At 63.0% G+C, this 16266-nt stretch carries 13 protein-coding genes; 7 read left to right on the forward strand and 6 right to left on the reverse strand.

The genetic code is table 11. The features are described 5' to 3' along the window. Positions 1-4: 4 nt before the first annotated feature. From A4C63_RS01870 to norR, 6 genes are all read right to left on the reverse strand, one after another. Positions 5-3097, reverse strand: coding sequence for a multidrug efflux RND transporter permease subunit (locus A4C63_RS01870; RefSeq protein WP_063911273.1), 3093 nt, complete (start codon positions 3095-3097; stop codon positions 5-7). Further along, positions 3094-4257, reverse strand: a complete 1164-nt coding sequence (locus A4C63_RS01875) for an efflux RND transporter periplasmic adaptor subunit (protein WP_063911274.1) — start codon at positions 4255-4257, stop codon at positions 3094-3096. The genes A4C63_RS01870 and A4C63_RS01875 overlap by 4 nt, the downstream gene beginning before the upstream one ends. Before the next feature lie 274 nt (positions 4258-4531). Then, positions 4532-5266 (reverse strand): YkgJ family cysteine cluster protein, encoded by a 735-nt coding sequence (locus A4C63_RS01880; protein ID WP_063911275.1) that lies wholly within the window; start codon positions 5264-5266, stop codon positions 4532-4534. Continuing rightward, positions 5263-5574 (reverse strand): hypothetical protein, encoded by a 312-nt coding sequence (locus A4C63_RS01885; protein WP_025337739.1) that lies wholly within the window; start codon positions 5572-5574, stop codon positions 5263-5265. Before A4C63_RS01885 ends, A4C63_RS01880 begins: the two co-directional genes overlap by 4 nt. An 88-nt stretch (positions 5575-5662) precedes the next feature. Beyond that, complete coding sequence (locus A4C63_RS01890; RefSeq protein ID WP_063911276.1) at positions 5663-6562, reverse strand: chemotaxis protein; 900 nt, start codon at positions 6560-6562, stop codon at positions 5663-5665. A 199-nt stretch (positions 6563-6761) separates the two neighbouring features. Further along, entirely contained in the window at positions 6762-8315 is a 1554-nt protein-coding gene (norR, locus tag A4C63_RS01895; RefSeq protein ID WP_063911277.1) for a nitric oxide reductase transcriptional regulator NorR, read from the reverse strand. Positions 8316-8469: 154 nt separating this feature from the next. Between norR and hmpA the strand changes: the two genes are divergently transcribed. The 7 genes from hmpA to cyoE all read left to right on the forward strand — a co-directional run bounded on the left by hmpA (position 8470) and on the right by cyoE (position 16001). Next, positions 8470-9648 carry an NO-inducible flavohemoprotein gene (hmpA, locus tag A4C63_RS01900; protein WP_063911278.1) on the forward strand — a complete coding sequence of 393 codons (1179 nt, stop codon included), beginning with the start codon at positions 8470-8472 and terminating at the stop codon, positions 9646-9648. Between the two features lie 462 nt (positions 9649-10110). Next, positions 10111-10617, forward strand: a complete 507-nt coding sequence (locus A4C63_RS01905) for a disulfide bond formation protein B (protein ID WP_063911279.1) — start codon at positions 10111-10113, stop codon at positions 10615-10617. A 559-nt stretch (positions 10618-11176) separates the two neighbouring features. After that, positions 11177-12121: a ubiquinol oxidase subunit II gene (gene cyoA / locus A4C63_RS01910; RefSeq protein ID WP_015268993.1), complete on the forward strand. Its 945-nt coding sequence runs from the start codon at positions 11177-11179 to the stop codon at positions 12119-12121. 3 nt (positions 12122-12124) lie between these two features. Continuing rightward, positions 12125-14143: a cytochrome o ubiquinol oxidase subunit I gene (gene cyoB / locus A4C63_RS01915; protein WP_063911280.1), complete on the forward strand. Its 2019-nt coding sequence runs from the start codon at positions 12125-12127 to the stop codon at positions 14141-14143. A 3-nt stretch (positions 14144-14146) separates the two neighbouring features. After that, positions 14147-14770, forward strand: coding sequence for a cytochrome o ubiquinol oxidase subunit III (gene cyoC / locus A4C63_RS01920; RefSeq protein WP_063911281.1), 624 nt, complete (start codon positions 14147-14149; stop codon positions 14768-14770). Then, a complete protein-coding gene (gene cyoD / locus A4C63_RS01925) occupies positions 14770-15102 on the forward strand; it encodes a cytochrome o ubiquinol oxidase subunit IV (RefSeq protein ID WP_025337746.1) in 333 nt (110 codons plus the stop codon). The genes cyoC and cyoD overlap by 1 nt, the downstream gene beginning before the upstream one ends. A gap of 11 nt (positions 15103-15113) precedes the next feature. Continuing rightward, complete coding sequence (gene cyoE, locus A4C63_RS01930) at positions 15114-16001, forward strand: heme o synthase (protein WP_063911282.1); 888 nt, start codon at positions 15114-15116, stop codon at positions 15999-16001. The last annotated feature ends 265 nt before the right edge of the window (positions 16002-16266 follow it).

Genomic DNA, 16266 nt, shown 5'->3' on the forward strand with positions numbered 1-16266 from the left:
TGTCCTAACTGGCACTGGGCGCCGCCGCACGGGCGGCCTGGCGGCGGTGGAACAGGCGCTCCAGGGCCAAGTATATGACCGGGGTGGTGAACAGCGTCAGCGCCTGGCTCACCAGCAGGCCGCCAACCACGGCGATGCCCAGTGGCTGGCGCAGCTCGGCACCGGTGCCGAAGCCGAACATCAGCGGCACCGCACCCAGCAGGGCGGCAAGGGTGGTCATGATGATCGGCCGGAAGCGCGTCAGGCAGGCCTGGTGGATCGCCTGCTCCGGCGTCAGGCCATGGCGGCGTTGGGCTTCGAGGGCGAAGTCGATCAGCAGGATGCCGTTTTTCTTGACGATGCCGATCAGCAGCACCACGCCGATCAGCCCCATGATGCTGAAGTCCTGGCCCATGGCCCACAGCAGGATCAGCGCGCCGAGGCCGGCCGACGGCAGGGTGGAGATGATCGTCAGCGGGTGGACGAAGCTTTCGTACAGCACGCCGAGAATGATGTACACCGCCACCAGCGCTGCAAGGATCAGCCACGGCTGGCTCGACAGCGAGCTCTGGAAGGCCTGGGCCGCGCCCTGGAAGTTGCCGCTGATGGCGTCGGGCATGCCCAGCTCACGCTGGGTGCGCTCGAGGATGGCCACCGCATCGCCCAAGGCAACGCCGGGGGCCAGGTTGAACGACAGGTTGGCCGCCGGGAACAGGCCGTCGTGGCTGATCGACAGCGGCCCGGTACTGGGCGGCGCCACATGGGCTACTGCCGACAGCGGCACCATCTCGTTGGTCAGCGGCGAGCGCAGGTAGAAGTAGTTGAGGCTTTCGGCCTTGCCACGCTGGCGGGCATCCAGTTCGAGGATCACCTTGTACTGGTTGGTCTCGGTCTGGAACTCACTGATCTGCCGCTGGCCGAAGGCGTCGTACAACGCCTGGTCGACATCGGTGGTGGTCAGGCCGAAACGTGCCGCGGCCTGGCGGTCGATATCGATGCGGGTGACGCTGGCGCCCAGTTGCAGGTCGTTGGACAGGTCGCGCAACGCCGGGTTTTCCCGCAGGCGCTCGGTCAGGCGCTGGGTCCACAGGTTCAGCGCCATGCCGTCGTTGCTCTTGAGCACGTACTGGTACTGGGTGCGCGACGGGCCGGAGCTGAGGTTGATGTCCTGGCCGGCGCGCATGTACAGGACGATGCCCGGCACCTGGGCCAGCTTGGGCCGCAGCCGGTCGATCAGTGCGCTGGCCGACACATCGCGCTCGCCACGCGGCTTGAGGGCGATCCAGAAGCGGCCGTTGGCGATGGTCTGGTTGCTGCCGGTAACGCCCACCGAGTGGGAGAACGCGCGCACCGCCGGGTCGGCCTCGATGATCTTGGCCAGCGCCTGGTGCTTCTCGATCATCGACGGGTACGACACATCCGCCGCCGCCTCGCTGGTGCCGAGGATGAAGCCGGTGTCCTGCAGCGGGAAAAAGCCCTTGGGGATACCCACGTAACCGGCCACCGCCAGGGCCAGGGTCAGGCCGAACACGCCGAGGGTAAGGCGCTGGTGGGCGAGGGCGTGGTCCAGGCCCTTTTCGTACCACCTGACCAGGCGCTCGCCGAAGCCGCCCTTGTGCTCGCCGGGCGGGCGGCGCATGAACAGCGCACACAGGGTTGGCGCCAGGGTCAGCGAAACCACCACCGAAATCAGGATGGTGGCGGTGGCGGTAAGGGCGAACTCCTTGAACAGCCTGCCGACCACACCGCCCATGAACAGCAGCGGGATGAACGCGGCAATCAGCGAGAAACTGATCGACACCACGGTAAAGCCGATTTCCCCCGCGCCCTTGAGCGCCGCCGTGCGGCTGTCGTCGCCGGCTTCCAGGTGGCGGTGGATGTTCTCCACCACGACGATGGCATCGTCGACCACGAAGCCCACCGAGATGACGATGGCCACCAGGGTCAGGTTGTTCAGGCTGAAGCCGAAGATGTACATCAGCGCGCAACTGGCAATCAGCGACACGCCGAGCACGCTGGACACCACCAGGGTCGCAGACCACTGGCGCAGGAACAGCGCCATCACCCCGATCACCAGGGCCACGGCGATCATCAGGGTCAGCTCCACTTCGTGCAGCGAGGCGCGGATGGTCTGGGTGCGGTCCTGCAGCACCGACACCTCGACCGAGGCCGGCAGCATCTCCTGCAGCTTGGGCAGCGCGGCCATTACCCGGTCCACGGTATCGACAATGTTGGCGCCGGGCTGGCGGAAGATCACCAGGTTCAGCCCCGGCTGGTCGCCGGACCAGGCTTTGACGTAGGCGTTCTCGGCGCCGTTGATCACTTTGGCCACGTCCTTCAGGTGCACCGGTGCACCGTCACGGTACGAGACGATCAGCTGGGCGTAGTCGTCGGGGTGGAACAACTGGTCGTTGGCGGCGATGGTCGACACGCTGTGCTCGCCGTACAGCGCACCCTTGGCCAGGTTCAGGCTGGTCTGCTGGATGGCCTGGCGCAGGTCGGCCAGGGTCAGGCCGATGGCCGCCAGCTTCTCGGGTTGCGCCTGCACGCGGATCGCCGGGCGCAGTTGCCCGGTGATGTTGATCAGGCCCACCCCTTCGATCTGGCTCAGCTGGCGCGCCAGCAGGGTTTCGGCGTAGTCGCTGAGTTCGTTGCCGGGCATCTGGCTGGAGCTGACGGTCATCACCAGCACCGGGCTGTCGGCCGGGTTGACCTTGCGCCAGGTCGGCGGGTTGGGCAGGTCTTGTGGCAGGCGCGCGGTGGCGGTGTTGATCGCCGCCTGCACTTCCTGGGCGGCAGTGTCGATGTTCTTGTCGAGCGTGAACTGCAGGATCAGGGTGGTCGAGCCCAGCGCGCTGCTGCTGGTCATCTGGGTCATGCCGGGGATGGCGCTGAACTGCACTTCCAGCGGCGTGGCCACCGACGAGGCCATGGTTTCCGGGCTGGCGCCGGGCAGCTGGGCGGTCACCTGAATGGTCGGGAAGTCTGCCTCAGGCAGCGGCGCTACCGGCAGGCGCGGGAAGGCGATGGCCCCCAGCAGCACCAGGGCGAAGGTCAGCAGCAAGGTGGCGATGGGGTGGTCGATGCACCAGGCCGAAACACCGTTGCGCATGTTCATGGCTGGCTCCGGCGGTCAGCCATTTCCGATGGTGCGGGGGCGTCGGGTGCCACTTCGACCCGCGAACCGGGCTTGAGCCGTGACTGGCCGTCGAGCACCAGACGCTCGCCCGGCTTGACCCCGGCAATGATGTTCAGCCCGCTGTCCTGGTACAGCACCTTGACCGGCACACTGGTGACCCTGTCACCGTCCAGGCGGTAGACGAAGTGCCCGTCGACGCCGCGTTGTACCACCGGCGGCGGCACCACCAGGGCGTTTTCCTCCACTGCGGTGCGCAGGCGAATGGTGACCAGTTGGCCCGGCCACAGGCGACCGTCCTTGTTGTCGAATTCGGCTTTTACCCGCACGGTGCCGGTGGTGGAGGATATCTGGTTGTCGATCAGTGCCAGGTGGCCTTCACCGAGCAGGCTGCGTTCGCCGTCGGCGTCCATATAGGCCTGCACCAGCGCCGGAGTAGGCGCCTTCAGCAGGCTCTGCAGGGTCGGCAGCATTTGCTGTGGCAGGGCGAACTCGACGGCGATCGGGTCGATCTGGGTGACGCTGAACAGGCTGCGGGTATCGCTGGTGCGCACCAGGTTGCCGGGGTCGACGTTACGAATACCCACCCGGCCGGTCACCGGCGAGCGGATCTGCGTGTACGAGAGCTGCACCTCGGTATTGGCGATGGCCGCCTGGTTGCCCTTGACCGTGGCCTGCAAGCGGTTGACCAGGGCCTGCTGCTGGTCGAGGGTCTGCTTCGACACGCCGTTGTCGGCACTTAGCAGGCGGTAGCGCTGCAGGTCGACATTGGCGACCTGGATCTGCGCCTGGCTCTGGCCGAGTTCGGCACGGGCCTGGTCGAGGCTGGCGCGGATGGCACGGTCGTCGAGGGTGGCCAGCAGGTCGCCTTCCTTCACCCACTGGCCTTCCTTGACCAGCACTTGGGTCAGTACCCCCTCCACTTGCGGGCGCACCTCGACGCTGTGCAGCGACAGCACCGAACCGATGGCGCTGGCATAGCGCGGCACGTTCTGCTGGACGACATTGACCACGCGCACCGGCACGGCGGTTTGCGCGCGGGTGGCAGGTGCTGGCTGGCGCTGGCCGAACCAGAGACCCGCTACCGCCAGGACGAGGAGCGCCAGGGCGGCGAGGAGGACAGGGCGGGACGGACGTCGCATCGGTGCGGGCACCTTGGCCGGAGGGGAGGGAAGGGAGCTGTATTCAATCTTATAGCCCCCGAACCGGGTCGGCAGCGTGACCGCTGGCTGACAGCGCTGTCAGTTTCGCGCCCTTCACCATTACGCGCCTGGCATTGGAACTGCGACCCCTGTGGGAGCGGGCGTGCCCGCGAAGAATACAACGCGGTGGATGGCACCGGCTGTGCCGGTGTTCGCGGGCACGCCCGCTCCCACAGGGGCCGTGGCAGGCTTTAGTTTTTGAGCAAGGCGATAGTCAGAAGCCGATGAAGGCGTAATACACCGGGGGCTCGCTGGTGGTGCGCAAACCATACCCCTGCAAGCTCGTCACCAGCGCCGCGTCCTCCACATGCAGGGTCCACTGTGCCCGGTCATCCTCCGGCAGCTGCGCCAGGGCCGCAGCAAACGCCCCCATGTCTGGCAGATAGGCAGTAAAGCCATTGCCCTTGAGCGCACTGGTGGTCATGCCCAGCGCCTGGCACACCGCCACCTTGGCGGCGATGTCATCGCGGTCTGCCTGACGCGAGGCCTGTACCAGCGCCTCCAGTTCGGCATCGACCAGTTGCGTGCCGTGAATCAGCTCCGGCCCCTGCTGCCAGGCTTCCGGCGGGCAGTCCTTGCTGTCCGGCCGCAGCGGGATATGCGGGTTGATTTCCACCGGGTAGATGCGACAGACCAGCGGGCGCTGGTCATAGATGGTGCACAGGTCGTTGTCGTCAAGGTTGCGGCAGCGCCCGGGGTTGAATGCGGCAAAGGTCACCGATACGCGCGCCTCGCTGTCGCCGCAGGGCACGGAATGGGAACGACGCAGCACATGATCACGCTGTTCTACCGGCATGCCAGGGCCGTCCGCCACGAAGGCTTCGATCAGCACCACCACCTGGCCGGCGTTGTCCGCCCAGCGGCGTGCTTCGGCCAGGGTCAAGGGCACGTGGTGGCCGGTGCAGCACTTGCCGCAGCCGGTACAGGCGAAACGCAGGTTGTCGGTCACTTGGCTTCCGGGCTCCATTCGCTGACGAAGGCACGCTGGTGCTGGCGGTCGTACAGGCACAGCTCGGTACCGGTGCGCTGCTGCATGTGTTTCTGTGGGTAGACGCCTTCGATCAGCAGGGCACTCATGCCCACCTGGTCATCGAACTCGGCGGGCTTGCTGCGGGCGTGGGCGTCCTTGAACTGGCTGGCGGCCAGGCAGGCCTTGAGCATCTGCTGGCGCTGCTCGTTCCAGGCCTGGCTGCTGGAGGCCTGGGCGATACCGCTGAAGAGGGCGCAACTGATCAGGATAGAGCTGAGAAACTTCATACGCGATTCCGGCAAGTTACTTGCGAGGGGCGCGAATTATGCCCGACTCGACCCCGGCGGCAAGCCGGGGAGTTTGTCGCCGAATATATCAGCGCTCGGCGAACACCACGGCGCGCGCCGCCACCACCAGACAATCGGTCAGCTCCGGCGAGGAGAACTTGGTGAGGATGGCATTGGCCCCGGCCTGGGTCGCCTTTTCGCTGCTCATGGCGCTGTCCAGCGAGGTGTGCAGCAGTATGTACAGGTGCTGGAAGTCGGGGGTTTCGCGCAGGGTTCGGGTGAAGGCATAGCCGTCCATTTCGCTCATTTCGATGTCGGAGACGATCACGTTGATTTCCTGGGCGGTGCCTTGCAGGTCCAGCAACACGTTGATGGCGTCCTTGGCGCTGCGCGCGGTGTGGCATTCGACGCCGAGGTTGCGCAGGGTGTGCACCGACTGCTGCAGGGCCACCTGGCTGTCATCCACTACCAGGATGTTGGCGGCGGCCAGCAGGCTGGCGTCTTCCTCGTTCAAGGTGCGCTGAGGCGGCTCGGGCACCGGCGGAGCGATGGCATGGATGACTTTTTCGATGTCCAGCACCTGCACCAGGGTGTTGTCGACCCGGGTCACGCCGGTGATGAACGACCGGCTGCCCGAGCCGTAGGGTGGTGGTTTGATGTCGGTGCTCAGGCAATGCACGATGCGGCTGACCGCCTGCACATGCAGGCCCTGGCGCGAGCGGCTGATCTCGGTGACGATCAGGCAGCCACCGTCCGGGTCGGCCAGCGGCCGTTCGCCAATGGCGCGGGACAGGTCGATGACCGACAGCGAGTTGCCGCGCAGGGTCGCCACGCCTTTCACGTGGGGGTGCGACTCGGGCAGCTTGGTCAGCGGCGGGCAGGGGATGATCTCGCTGACCTTGAGCAGGTTGATTGCCATCAACTTGCCGCTGCGCAGGGTGAACAGCAGCAGGGACAGCGAGTCCGCGCGGGCATTTTGCGTGGCCATGGTGACCTTCGTGGGGAACAGGGAGTAACCGGTTATCGGCCTGTTCGGGTTTGGCTTTAGTCATTTTGCACAGAGCCAAGGAATGCGTGGGACCCTGTGGGAGCGGCTTTAGCCGCGAACACCGGCGCAGCCGGTGCCATACACCGCGTTGGATTTTTCGCGGCTAAAGCCGCTCCCACAGGTACCGCGCTGGTTTCAATCAGCGCAGCCCCAGGCGACGGGCGAGGCGGCTAAGGTTGGCGCGGTCCAGGCCGAGTTCCCGGGCAGCCGCTGCCCAGTTTCCTTCGTGCCGCTGCAGACAGGCTTCGATCACCTGGCGCTGGTAGGCGTCGACGGCTTCGCGCAGGCCCCCCTCGGGTAGCGGTGCTGCCTGCAAGGGCGCGGCAGGGGAGGGCAGGATGCCGGGCGTTGCCGTTGCGCGCAGGTCCAGGTCGATGGCTTCCAGGGTGAGGATGCGTGGCCTGTCGGGGTGTTGGCCCAGCGCCTTGAGCGCCGAGCGACCGATCAGGTGTTCCAGTTCACGCACGTTGCCTGGCCAGTCGTAGGCCAGCAACGCGGCCTGGGCTTCGCTGCTCAGGCGCAGGCTGTTAAGGCCCAGGCGCGAACGGTTCTGTTCGAGGAAGTAGCCCGCCAGTAGCAGCACATCACGCCCACGTTCGCGCAACGGCGGCACGTGCAGCGGGTACACGCTGAGGCGATGATAGAAGTCGGCGCGGAAGTTGCCAGTGCGTACTTCTGCTGCCAGGTCGCGGTTGGTGGCTGCGATCAGGCGCACATCCACCCGATGCTCGCGGTCCGAGCCCAGGCGCTGCAACTGGCCGCTCTGCAGCACGCGCAGCAGCTTGGCTTGCACCGTCAGCGGCAGTTCACCGACTTCGTCGAGGAACAGTGTGCCGCCGTTGGCCAGCTCGAACTTGCCGCGGCGCTCGCCATGGGCGCCGGTGAAGGCACCGCGCACATGGCCGAACAGTTCGCTTTCCACCAGGGTGTCGGGCAGGGCGGCACAGTTGAGGCTAACCAGCGGTTTGTCGGCGCGGTTGCTGGCCTGGTGCAGGGCCTGGGCCACCAATTCCTTGCCGACGCCGGTCTCACCGGTGATCAGCACGGTCAGGTCGCTGCCACCGACCAGGCGGACTTCCTCCACCAGGCGCTTGTACGCAGGGCTCTGGCCAATCAGCTCTTTATCCTGGCCGCTGGCCTGGCGGTAGATCTCCGCGCGGTGGTGTTCGTCTTCCGCGCGCAGGGCCAGGTGCTCGATGCGCTCGGCCACGGTGACCGTGGCGGCGGCCAGGCTGGCGAAGGCCTGCAGGGCGCCCAGTTCCAGGCTCTGGAACTGCCCCGGGGTGAGGGCGTCGAGGGTAACCAGGCCCCAAGGGCGTTCGTCAACCATCAACGGGCAGCCCATGCAGTCATGTACTTCCAGGTTGGCATCGGGGGCGTTGACCAGGCCGTCGTAAGGGTCGGGCAGCTCGGAGTCACTGGCAAAGCGAGTGGGTTCCGGACTGCTGAGCAGGACCTGGAAGCGTGGGTGCTCGCTGACCCGGAAGCGCCGGCCCAGTGTATCGGGGCTCAGGCCGTCCACTGCCAGCGGCACCAGCCACTCGCCGTCCAGGCGCAGCAGCGCGGCGGCATCGCAGGGCAGCAACCCACGCATGGCCTGCAGCAGGCGGCGATAGCGTTCCTGGTCGGGCAGGTCGCGGGACAGGTCGCTGACCAGGGGCAGCAGGGTGGTGAGCAACGGCTTTGTAGTCATATGGACTCCTGTAAGTCGATATGACTATACGCTCGGGTGAGTCGTTTTGACATGTCTGGCGTCAACCCCCTGATTTTGCTGGAGATAAGAGTTGGCACGATTGATGTAATAACCGGGGCAGTCATTTGAAGCCACAGGCTCAGGAGTTGTTGCAATGCTCAATGCCGAACAACGTGCAATCATCAAGGCCACTGTCCCCCTGCTGGAAAGCGGCGGCGAAGCGCTGACCACCCACTTCTACAAGATGATGCTCAGCGAGTACCCAGAAGTACGTCCGCTGTTCAACCAGGCCCACCAGGCCAGCGGTGACCAGCCGCGCGCCCTGGCCAACGGCGTGCTGATGTATGCCCGCAACATCGACCAACTGGAGCAGCTTGGCGGCCTGGTCGGCCAGATCATCAACAAGCACGTTGCCCTGCAGATTTTGCCGGAGCACTACCCGATCGTTGGCAGCTGCCTGCTGCGCGCCATCGAAGAAGTGCTGGGCAAGGAAATCGCCACCCCCGCCGTGATCGATGCCTGGGGCGCGGCCTATGGCCAGCTGGCCGACATCCTGATCGGCGCCGAAGAAAACCTCTATAAACAGAAGGAAGAAGCCGAAGGCGGCTGGCGCGGTACCCGCGAATTCCGCCTGGTACGCCGTGAGCAGGAAAGCAGCGAAATCGTTTCGTTCTACTTTGCCCCGGTGGATGGCAAGCCGGTGCTCAAGGCCGAGCCTGGCCAGTACATCGGCCTGAAGCTGGACATCGACGGTGCCGAGCAGCGCCGTAACTATTCCCTGTCGGCATTGTGCGACGGCAAGGAATACCGCATCAGCGTCAAGCGTGAGGCGGGCGGCAAGGTCTCCAACTACCTGCACGACGTACTGGCGGTGGGCGATACCCTGCAGCTGTTCCCGCCGGCTGGCGATTTCACCCTGGTTGCCAGCGACAAGCCGCTGGTGCTGATCAGCGGTGGCGTGGGGATTACCCCGACCCTGCCAATGCTGCAGGCGGCACTGCAAACCCAGCGTGAGGTGCATTTCATTCACTGCGCGCGTAACGGTGCCGTGCATGCCTTCCGCGACTGGATCGACGAGCTGGCCGAACGTCACCCGCAACTCAAGCGTTTTTACTGCTACGCCGAACCGCAGGGTGGCGCCGCTGCCGATGCCGTGGGCCTGCTGAGCGAGGACCTACTGGCCGAGTGGCTGCCGCAGGAGCGTGACGTGGATGCCTACTTCCTCGGGCCCAAGGGCTTCATGGCGGCGGTCAAGCGCCAGCTGAAGGGCCTGGGTGTGCCAGAGCAACAGAGCCGCTACGAGTTCTTCGGGCCGGCGGCTGCGCTGGAGTGATGTAGCGACTGTACCGGCCCTTTCGCGGGTGAACCCGCTCCCACAGTGATCGCACAGGTTTTGAACCTTGTGGGGGCCCTGTGGGAGCGGGTTTACCCGCGAAGAGGCCGGTACAGGCTTACAGAATATTTATCCCGGCCGCTGGGCCGCACCTCACCTTCCTGTCTATATAAAGGAGAGATGAAAGCGCCAGTGCAGCTTTCATCGTTAATCCTCCTTTAATCACGGTATCCTTCACTCGCGGGTGTCGAGGGGCTTGCCCCTGCGCGGCACCCGGGCAGCTGCTTTTTTTTGCCGCTCGGCGTTGAACCGACGTCGTTGCGGCCGGTCTCAGCCACACCGGATAGCCCTGCGCAGCGCTATCACGCCGCTTCCTCGGCACGCTCAAAGGCCCTGCCCAACGTGTAGACTTGCGCCCAGGCAGGCGGACCACGCTGCCACTATCCATCGAAGGAACCGGCAATGAACGAACAAACATCGCGCCTGAATCGGGAACGGCGCTTTCTGGTGCTGTTGGGCCTGATCTGCATTTCGCTGATCGGTGGCGCCCTCTACATGCAGATTGTCTTGGGCGAGGCACCCTGCCCGTTGTGCATCCTGCAGCGTTATGCGCTGCTGTTCATCGCCGTGTTCGCCTTCATCGCCGCGGCGATGCCCGGGCGCCGCAGCCTTACCTTCTTCGAGGCACTGGTGGTGCTCAGCGCCATTGGCGGAATCGTTGCGGCCGGCAACCATGTGTATATACTCGCCAACCCCATGGTCAGTTGCGGCATCGACACCCTGCAGCCGATCGTGGACGACCTGCCGCTGGCCAAGCTCTGGCCGCTGGTGTTCCAGGTCGACGGCTTCTGCAGCACGCCGTACCCGCCGATCCTCGGTTTGTCTCTGGCGCAATGGGCGCTGGTTGCGTTCGTCCTGACGGCCGTGCTGGTTCCGCTCGGGATCTATCGCAACCGACGCCGGGCTTAGACAAAAGTCCCGAATTGCATGGGGTCTTTTGCGCCGCATGAGAAGAGGGGAAATTCGCTCCCCGCTTGATCCAGATCAACCCGGAGGCCTTGCAGAATGCGGCTTTGGGGCCTAGCAAGCGGGGTGCGACAAACTGTCGCGAAGTTGAGTTTTTGAGCAGCATTGTTGCAGATTCTGTAAAAGACTGTTGCTCAATAAGTCATAGTCAAGGGTTGGCGACCTATCTACAATCGCCCCCAATTTCCGTTCGGCACTGCTTGCAAGTCGCAGGATTGAAGGAAGCCCCAGCGCTCCTTTTTGCTGACTTCGTCAAGTTTCGCCCAACGGCGATACCGGGCGGACCCCCCTCCGCGTTTTCCCGCACCAAATGGACTTGGTCTGAAGTACAGGCCTGTTGCCTACGAAACCATAAGCACCGCTAACTCGCTTCACGCCTAGGTCCTGCAGTCGGACCCCGGGCAGGAGCGAGTACGGGCGCGAAATGCCGCACTTGGCAGGACGAAGTGTTGGCTACCAAAACACAAATTGCATTGAAGCAAGCTGATCTAGAGGTCGTGAGATGAGTAAAAAGCGTTACCCCAGACTGTTTGGCATATTGCCCTTTTTAGGCATGCTTTTACTCAGTGGGTGCAACTGGACCCTGCTCGACCCGAAGGGCCAGGTCGGCATTGAGCAAAAGAACCTGATCCTGATCGCTACCGGCCTGATGCTGCTGGTGGTGATTCCTGTCATTATCATGACCGTGGTTTTCGCCTGGAAGTACCGTGCTTCCAACAAGGCCGCCACCTACACCCCCGACTGGTCGCACTCGACCAAGATCGAAGCCGCGGTGTGGATCATCCCGATCCTGATCATCATCGCCCTGGGCTACTTCACCTACCACTCCACCCACAAGCTGGACCCGTACCGTCCGCTGGATTCCGACGTGAAGCCGGTGCAGATCGACGTGGTCGCGCTGGACTGGAAGTGGCTGTTCATCTACCCGGAGCAGGGCATTGCCACGGTCAACAAGATCGTCTTCCCGGCTAACACCCCGGTCAACTTCCGCGTCACTTCCGATGCCGTGATGAACTCGTTCTTCATCCCGGGCCTGGGCGGCCAGATCTACGCCATGGCCGGCATGACCACCAAGCTGCACCTGATCGCCAACGAAAACGGCGAGTTCGACGGTATCAGCGCCAACTACAGCGGTGCTGGCTTCACCGGCATGAAATTCAAGGCTACTGCCACCTCTCAGGAAGACTTCGACAAGTGGGTCGCCGAGGTCAAGCAGTCGCCGAAGAAGCTGGACAAGGCTGAATACGACGCCTTGGCCAAACCAAGCGAAAACAACCCAGTCGCGCTGTATAGCGAGGCTTCGCCTGACCAGTTCCAGCTGATCGTCGACAAGTACGAAGGCATGAACCGCGGTCGTCCGAGCCACGAAGAAGCAGGCAGCAAAGATCTGGCCACTACCAAGGGTGTGGAATCGAGTATGCAACCAGCTGCCGGTGCAGAGGAGTAAGAGATGTTCGGTAAACTAAGCCTGGAGGCGATACCCTATCACGAGCCGATAGTCATGGTGACGCTTGCCATGATCGCGCTCGGTGGTATCGCTGTCGTCGGTGCTATCACCTACTTCCGCAAGTGGACCTACTTGTGGACCGAGTGGTTGACGACTGTCGACCACAAAAAGATCGGGGTGATGTACATCATCGTCGCGATGGTCATGCTGCTGCGCGGCTTTGCCGACGCCATCATGATGCGTACCCAGCTGGCTGCCGCTACCGGTGGCTCTGAAGGCTACCTGCCGCCTGAACACTATGACCAGATCTTCACCGCTCACGGTGTGATCATGATCATCTTCATGGCGATGCCGTTCTTCACCGGCCTGATGAACCTGGCGGTTCCTCTGCAGATCGGTGCACGTGACGTTGCCTTCCCGTTCCTGAACTCCCTGAGCTTCTACCTGCTGCTGGCAGGCGTGCTGCTGGTCAACATCTCGCTGGGCGTTGGTGAATTCGCCAAGACCGGCTGGGTTGCCTATCCGCCGCTCGCGGGTATTCAGTACAGCCCTGGGGTAGGTGTCGACTACTACATCTGGGCGCTACAGCTCTCAGGCCTGGGTACGACGCTTACCGGCGTGAACTTCCTCGTCACCGTGATGAAGATGCGCGCACCTGGCATGAAGCTGATGGACATGCCGATCTTCACCTGGACCTGCACCTGGGCCAACGTGCTGATCGTGGCTTCCTTCCCGATCCTGACCGCTGCACTCGCTCTGCTGACTGTTGACCGTTATCTGGACTTCCACATCTTCACCAACGAGCTTGGTGGGAACCCGATGATGTACGTCAACCTGTTCTGGGCGTGGGGTCACCCTGAGGTCTACATCCTGATCCTGCCGGCCTTCGGCGTGTTCTCGGAAGTGACTTCGACCTTCTCCGGCAAGCGTCTGTTCGGCCACCACTCGATGATCTACGCATCGGGCGCCATCGCCGTGCTGGGCTTCGCTGTATGGCTGCACCACTTCTTCACCATGGGTGCCGGCGCCAGCGTCAACACCTTCTTCGGCCTGGCGACGATGCTGATCTCCATTCCGACCGGTGTGAAGCTGTTCAACTGGCTGTTCACCATCTACCAGGGCCGTCTGCGCTTCACCGCGCCGATCATGTGGACCCTGGGCTTCATGATCACCTTCTCCATCGGTGGCATGACTGGCGTTCTGCTGGCTGTTCCAGGTGCTGACTTCGTGCTGCACAACAGCCTGTTCGTAATCGCTCACTTCCACAACGTGATCATCGGTGGTGCGGTATTCGGCTACATCGCCGGCTTCGCCTACTGGTTCCCGAAAGCCTTCGGTTTCACCCTGAACGAGAAGTGGGGCAAAGCTGCCTTCTGGTTCTGGATCTCGGGCTTCTACGTAGCGTTCATGCCGCTGTACGCCCTGGGCTTCATGGGCATGACCCGTCGCCTGAACCACTCCGACAACCCACTGTGGGAACCCTACCTGTACGTAGCCGTTGTCGGCGCCGTGCTGATCCTGTTCGGTATCGCCTGCCAGCTGATCCAGCTGTACGTATCGGTTCGCGACCGCAACCAGAACCTGGACGTGACCGGCGACCCATGGGGCGGCCGTACCCTGGAATGGTCGACTTCGTCGCCACCTCCGTTCTACAACTTCGCCCACATGCCTGAGAAGGTTGGCCTGGACGCCTGGCACGAAGCCAAGGAAGCCGGTGTCGCCTACAAGCCTGCGGCCAAGTACGAAGCGATCCACATGCCGAGCAACACCTCCACCGGTTTGTTCATGGGCCTGTTCCTGACCGTCTTCGGCTTCGCCTTCATCTGGCACATCTGGTGGCTGGTTGGCGCGAGCCTGGTTGCAACCATCGCTGTCTTCGTTCGCCACGCTGCGCGTGACGACCAGGGCTACATGGTTCCGGCCGAAGAAGTGGCGCGCATCGAAGGCGAGCGCATGAAAGCGCTGGCCAAAGCAGGTGCTCTGCCTGCCGGCGCACGTGTCGAATCGTTTGAGCGGGTGTAATCAATGTCCAGTCAAGTAATGCACGGTGCTGCTCATGGTCACGACCATGGGCATGACGACCACCACCACGACTCGGGCCAGATGACCGTACTCGGTTTCTGGCTGTACCTGATGACCGACTGCATCCTGTTTGCGTCGCTCTTCGCCACCTACGCGGTGCTGTCCGGCAGTTTTGCCGGCGGCCCGTCGGGTCATGACATCTTCCAGCTCGATTTCGTAGCTGTTGAAACGCTGTTCCTGCTGCTGTCCTCGATCACCTTCGGCTTCGCCATGCTGAAGATGTTCGATGGCAAGAAAGCTGGCGTACTGGGCTGGTTGGCTGTGACCTTCCTGTTCGGTGCAGGCTTCATCGCGATGGAAATCTATGAATTCCATCACCTGATCGGCGAAGGCTTCGGCCCGAACCGCAGTGGCTTCCTGTCGGGCTTCTTCGCCCTGGTAGGTACCCACGGCCTGCACGTGACCGCCGGCCTGATCTGGATGGCAGTCATGATGTACCAGATCAACAAGCACGGCATCACGCCGACCGCCAAGACCCGCATGAGCTGCCTGAGCCTGTTCTGGCACTTCCTGGACGTGGTCTGGATCTGCGTATTCACCGTCGTCTACCTGCTGGGAGTTCTGTAATGGCTAACGCACACGACACTCATCACGAAGGTAACCACGGCAGCGTCAAGTCGTACATGATCGGCTTCATCCTGTCGATCATCCTGACTGCGATCCCGTTCGGCCTGGCCATGTCGCCAAGCCTGCCGAAGAACCTGACCGTTCTGATCATTGTTGCCATGGCCGTGATCCAGGTAGTCGTACACCTCGTGTACTTCCTGCACATGGACCGCTCGAAAGAGCAACGTAGCAACGTGTCGACGTTCCTGTTCACCGCTCTGGTGATCGCTCTGCTTGTCGGCCTGTCGCTGTGGATCATGTTCAGCATCCACTTCGAAATGTTGGCCAAGTGAGGTAAGACTGCATGTCCGTTAAGCACTTTATCCAAATCACCAAACCGGGGATCATTTTCGGTAACGTGCTTTCCGTGGCAGGCGGTTTCTTCCTTGCCTCGAAGGGCCATGTGGATTTCGCCCTGTTCCTGGCGGTGGTGATCGGTACTTCGCTGGTGGTTGCGTCCGGATGCGTGTTCAACAACTGCATCGACCGTGACATCGACCACAAGATGGAGCGCACCAAGAACCGCGTCATGGTCCAGGGCGGCATGTCGCTGCCCCTCGCGCTGATCTACGCCACCCTGCTCGGGGTGGCGGGTTTCAGCCTGCTGTATGTTCAGGCCAACCCGCTGTCGGCGTTCTGCGCTGCTGTAGGCTTCATCGTCTACGTCGGTTTCTACAGCCTGTGGCTGAAGCGTAAATCGGTGCACGGCACCTTGGTCGGCAGCCTGTCTGGTGCCATGCCTCCGGTGATCGGCTATTGCGCCGTGAGCAACAGCTTCGACCTGGCTGCGGTCACCCTGCTGGTGATGTTCAGCCTGTGGCAGATGCCGCACAGCTTCGCCATCGCGATCTTCCGCTTCAAGGATTACAGCGCTGCCAACATTCCGGTTCTGCCGGTGGCACGTGGTGTCCTCGCGGCGAAGAAGCAGATCGTGCTGTACGTGCTGGCCTTCGTGCTCGCGACCCTGATGCTTACCCTCGGCGGTTACGCCGGCCTCGGCTACCTGGCCGTGGCAGCAGCCATGGGCCTGTACTGGCTGTACATGGCCTGGGGTGGCTACAAGGCCGAGGACGACAGCAAGTGGGCCCGCAAGGTGTTCGGCTTCTCCATCCTCACCGTCACTGCCCTGAGCGTGATGATGGGTGTGGACAGCCAGACCGCTGCGGACGTGCTGATGACCTACGCACGCTGATACTGCTGCCTGTTACACGAAAGCCCCGGCCATTGTGCCGGGGTTTTTTTATGGGTGTTTTTTCTGTGCCGGCCTCTTCGCGGGCAAGCCCGCGAAGAGGCCGGCACAGCAGAATATAAATTTCTGATTTTCAAAAATTAAATCTGAAAAGATCTAACAAAACAGGAAATTGTCCTTTACAGGTATCCTCTTTCGGCACTATCTTCTGATCCAGGCCGCCACGTCGGCCAACGTCGCTCGGACGGTTCCGGGCGCTTACGTACTC

This window comes from Pseudomonas sp. p21 (assembly GCF_001642705.1).
Classification (GTDB): domain Bacteria; phylum Pseudomonadota; class Gammaproteobacteria; order Pseudomonadales; family Pseudomonadaceae; genus Aquipseudomonas.

Coding starts and splice junctions, on each gene's coding strand:
- A4C63_RS01870 (WP_063911273.1), bottom strand. CDS start 3,097: ATGAACATGCGCAACGGTGTTTCGGCCTGGTGCATCGACCACCCCATC.
- A4C63_RS01875 (WP_063911274.1), bottom strand. CDS start 4,257: ATGCGACGTCCGTCCCGCCCTGTCCTCCTCGCCGCCCTGGCGCTCCTC.
- A4C63_RS01885 (WP_025337739.1), bottom strand. CDS start 5,574: ATGAAGTTTCTCAGCTCTATCCTGATCAGTTGCGCCCTCTTCAGCGGT.
- A4C63_RS01890 (WP_063911276.1), bottom strand. CDS start 6,562: ATGGCCACGCAAAATGCCCGCGCGGACTCGCTGTCCCTGCTGCTGTTC.
- norR (WP_063911277.1), bottom strand. CDS start 8,315: ATGACTACAAAGCCGTTGCTCACCACCCTGCTGCCCCTGGTCAGCGAC.
- hmpA (WP_063911278.1), top strand. CDS start 8,470: ATGCTCAATGCCGAACAACGTGCAATCATCAAGGCCACTGTCCCCCTG.
- A4C63_RS01905 (WP_063911279.1), top strand. CDS start 10,111: ATGAACGAACAAACATCGCGCCTGAATCGGGAACGGCGCTTTCTGGTG.
- cyoA (WP_015268993.1), top strand. CDS start 11,177: ATGAGTAAAAAGCGTTACCCCAGACTGTTTGGCATATTGCCCTTTTTA.
- cyoB (WP_063911280.1), top strand. CDS start 12,125: ATGTTCGGTAAACTAAGCCTGGAGGCGATACCCTATCACGAGCCGATA.
- cyoC (WP_063911281.1), top strand. CDS start 14,147: ATGTCCAGTCAAGTAATGCACGGTGCTGCTCATGGTCACGACCATGGG.
- cyoD (WP_025337746.1), top strand. CDS start 14,770: ATGGCTAACGCACACGACACTCATCACGAAGGTAACCACGGCAGCGTC.
- cyoE (WP_063911282.1), top strand. CDS start 15,114: ATGTCCGTTAAGCACTTTATCCAAATCACCAAACCGGGGATCATTTTC.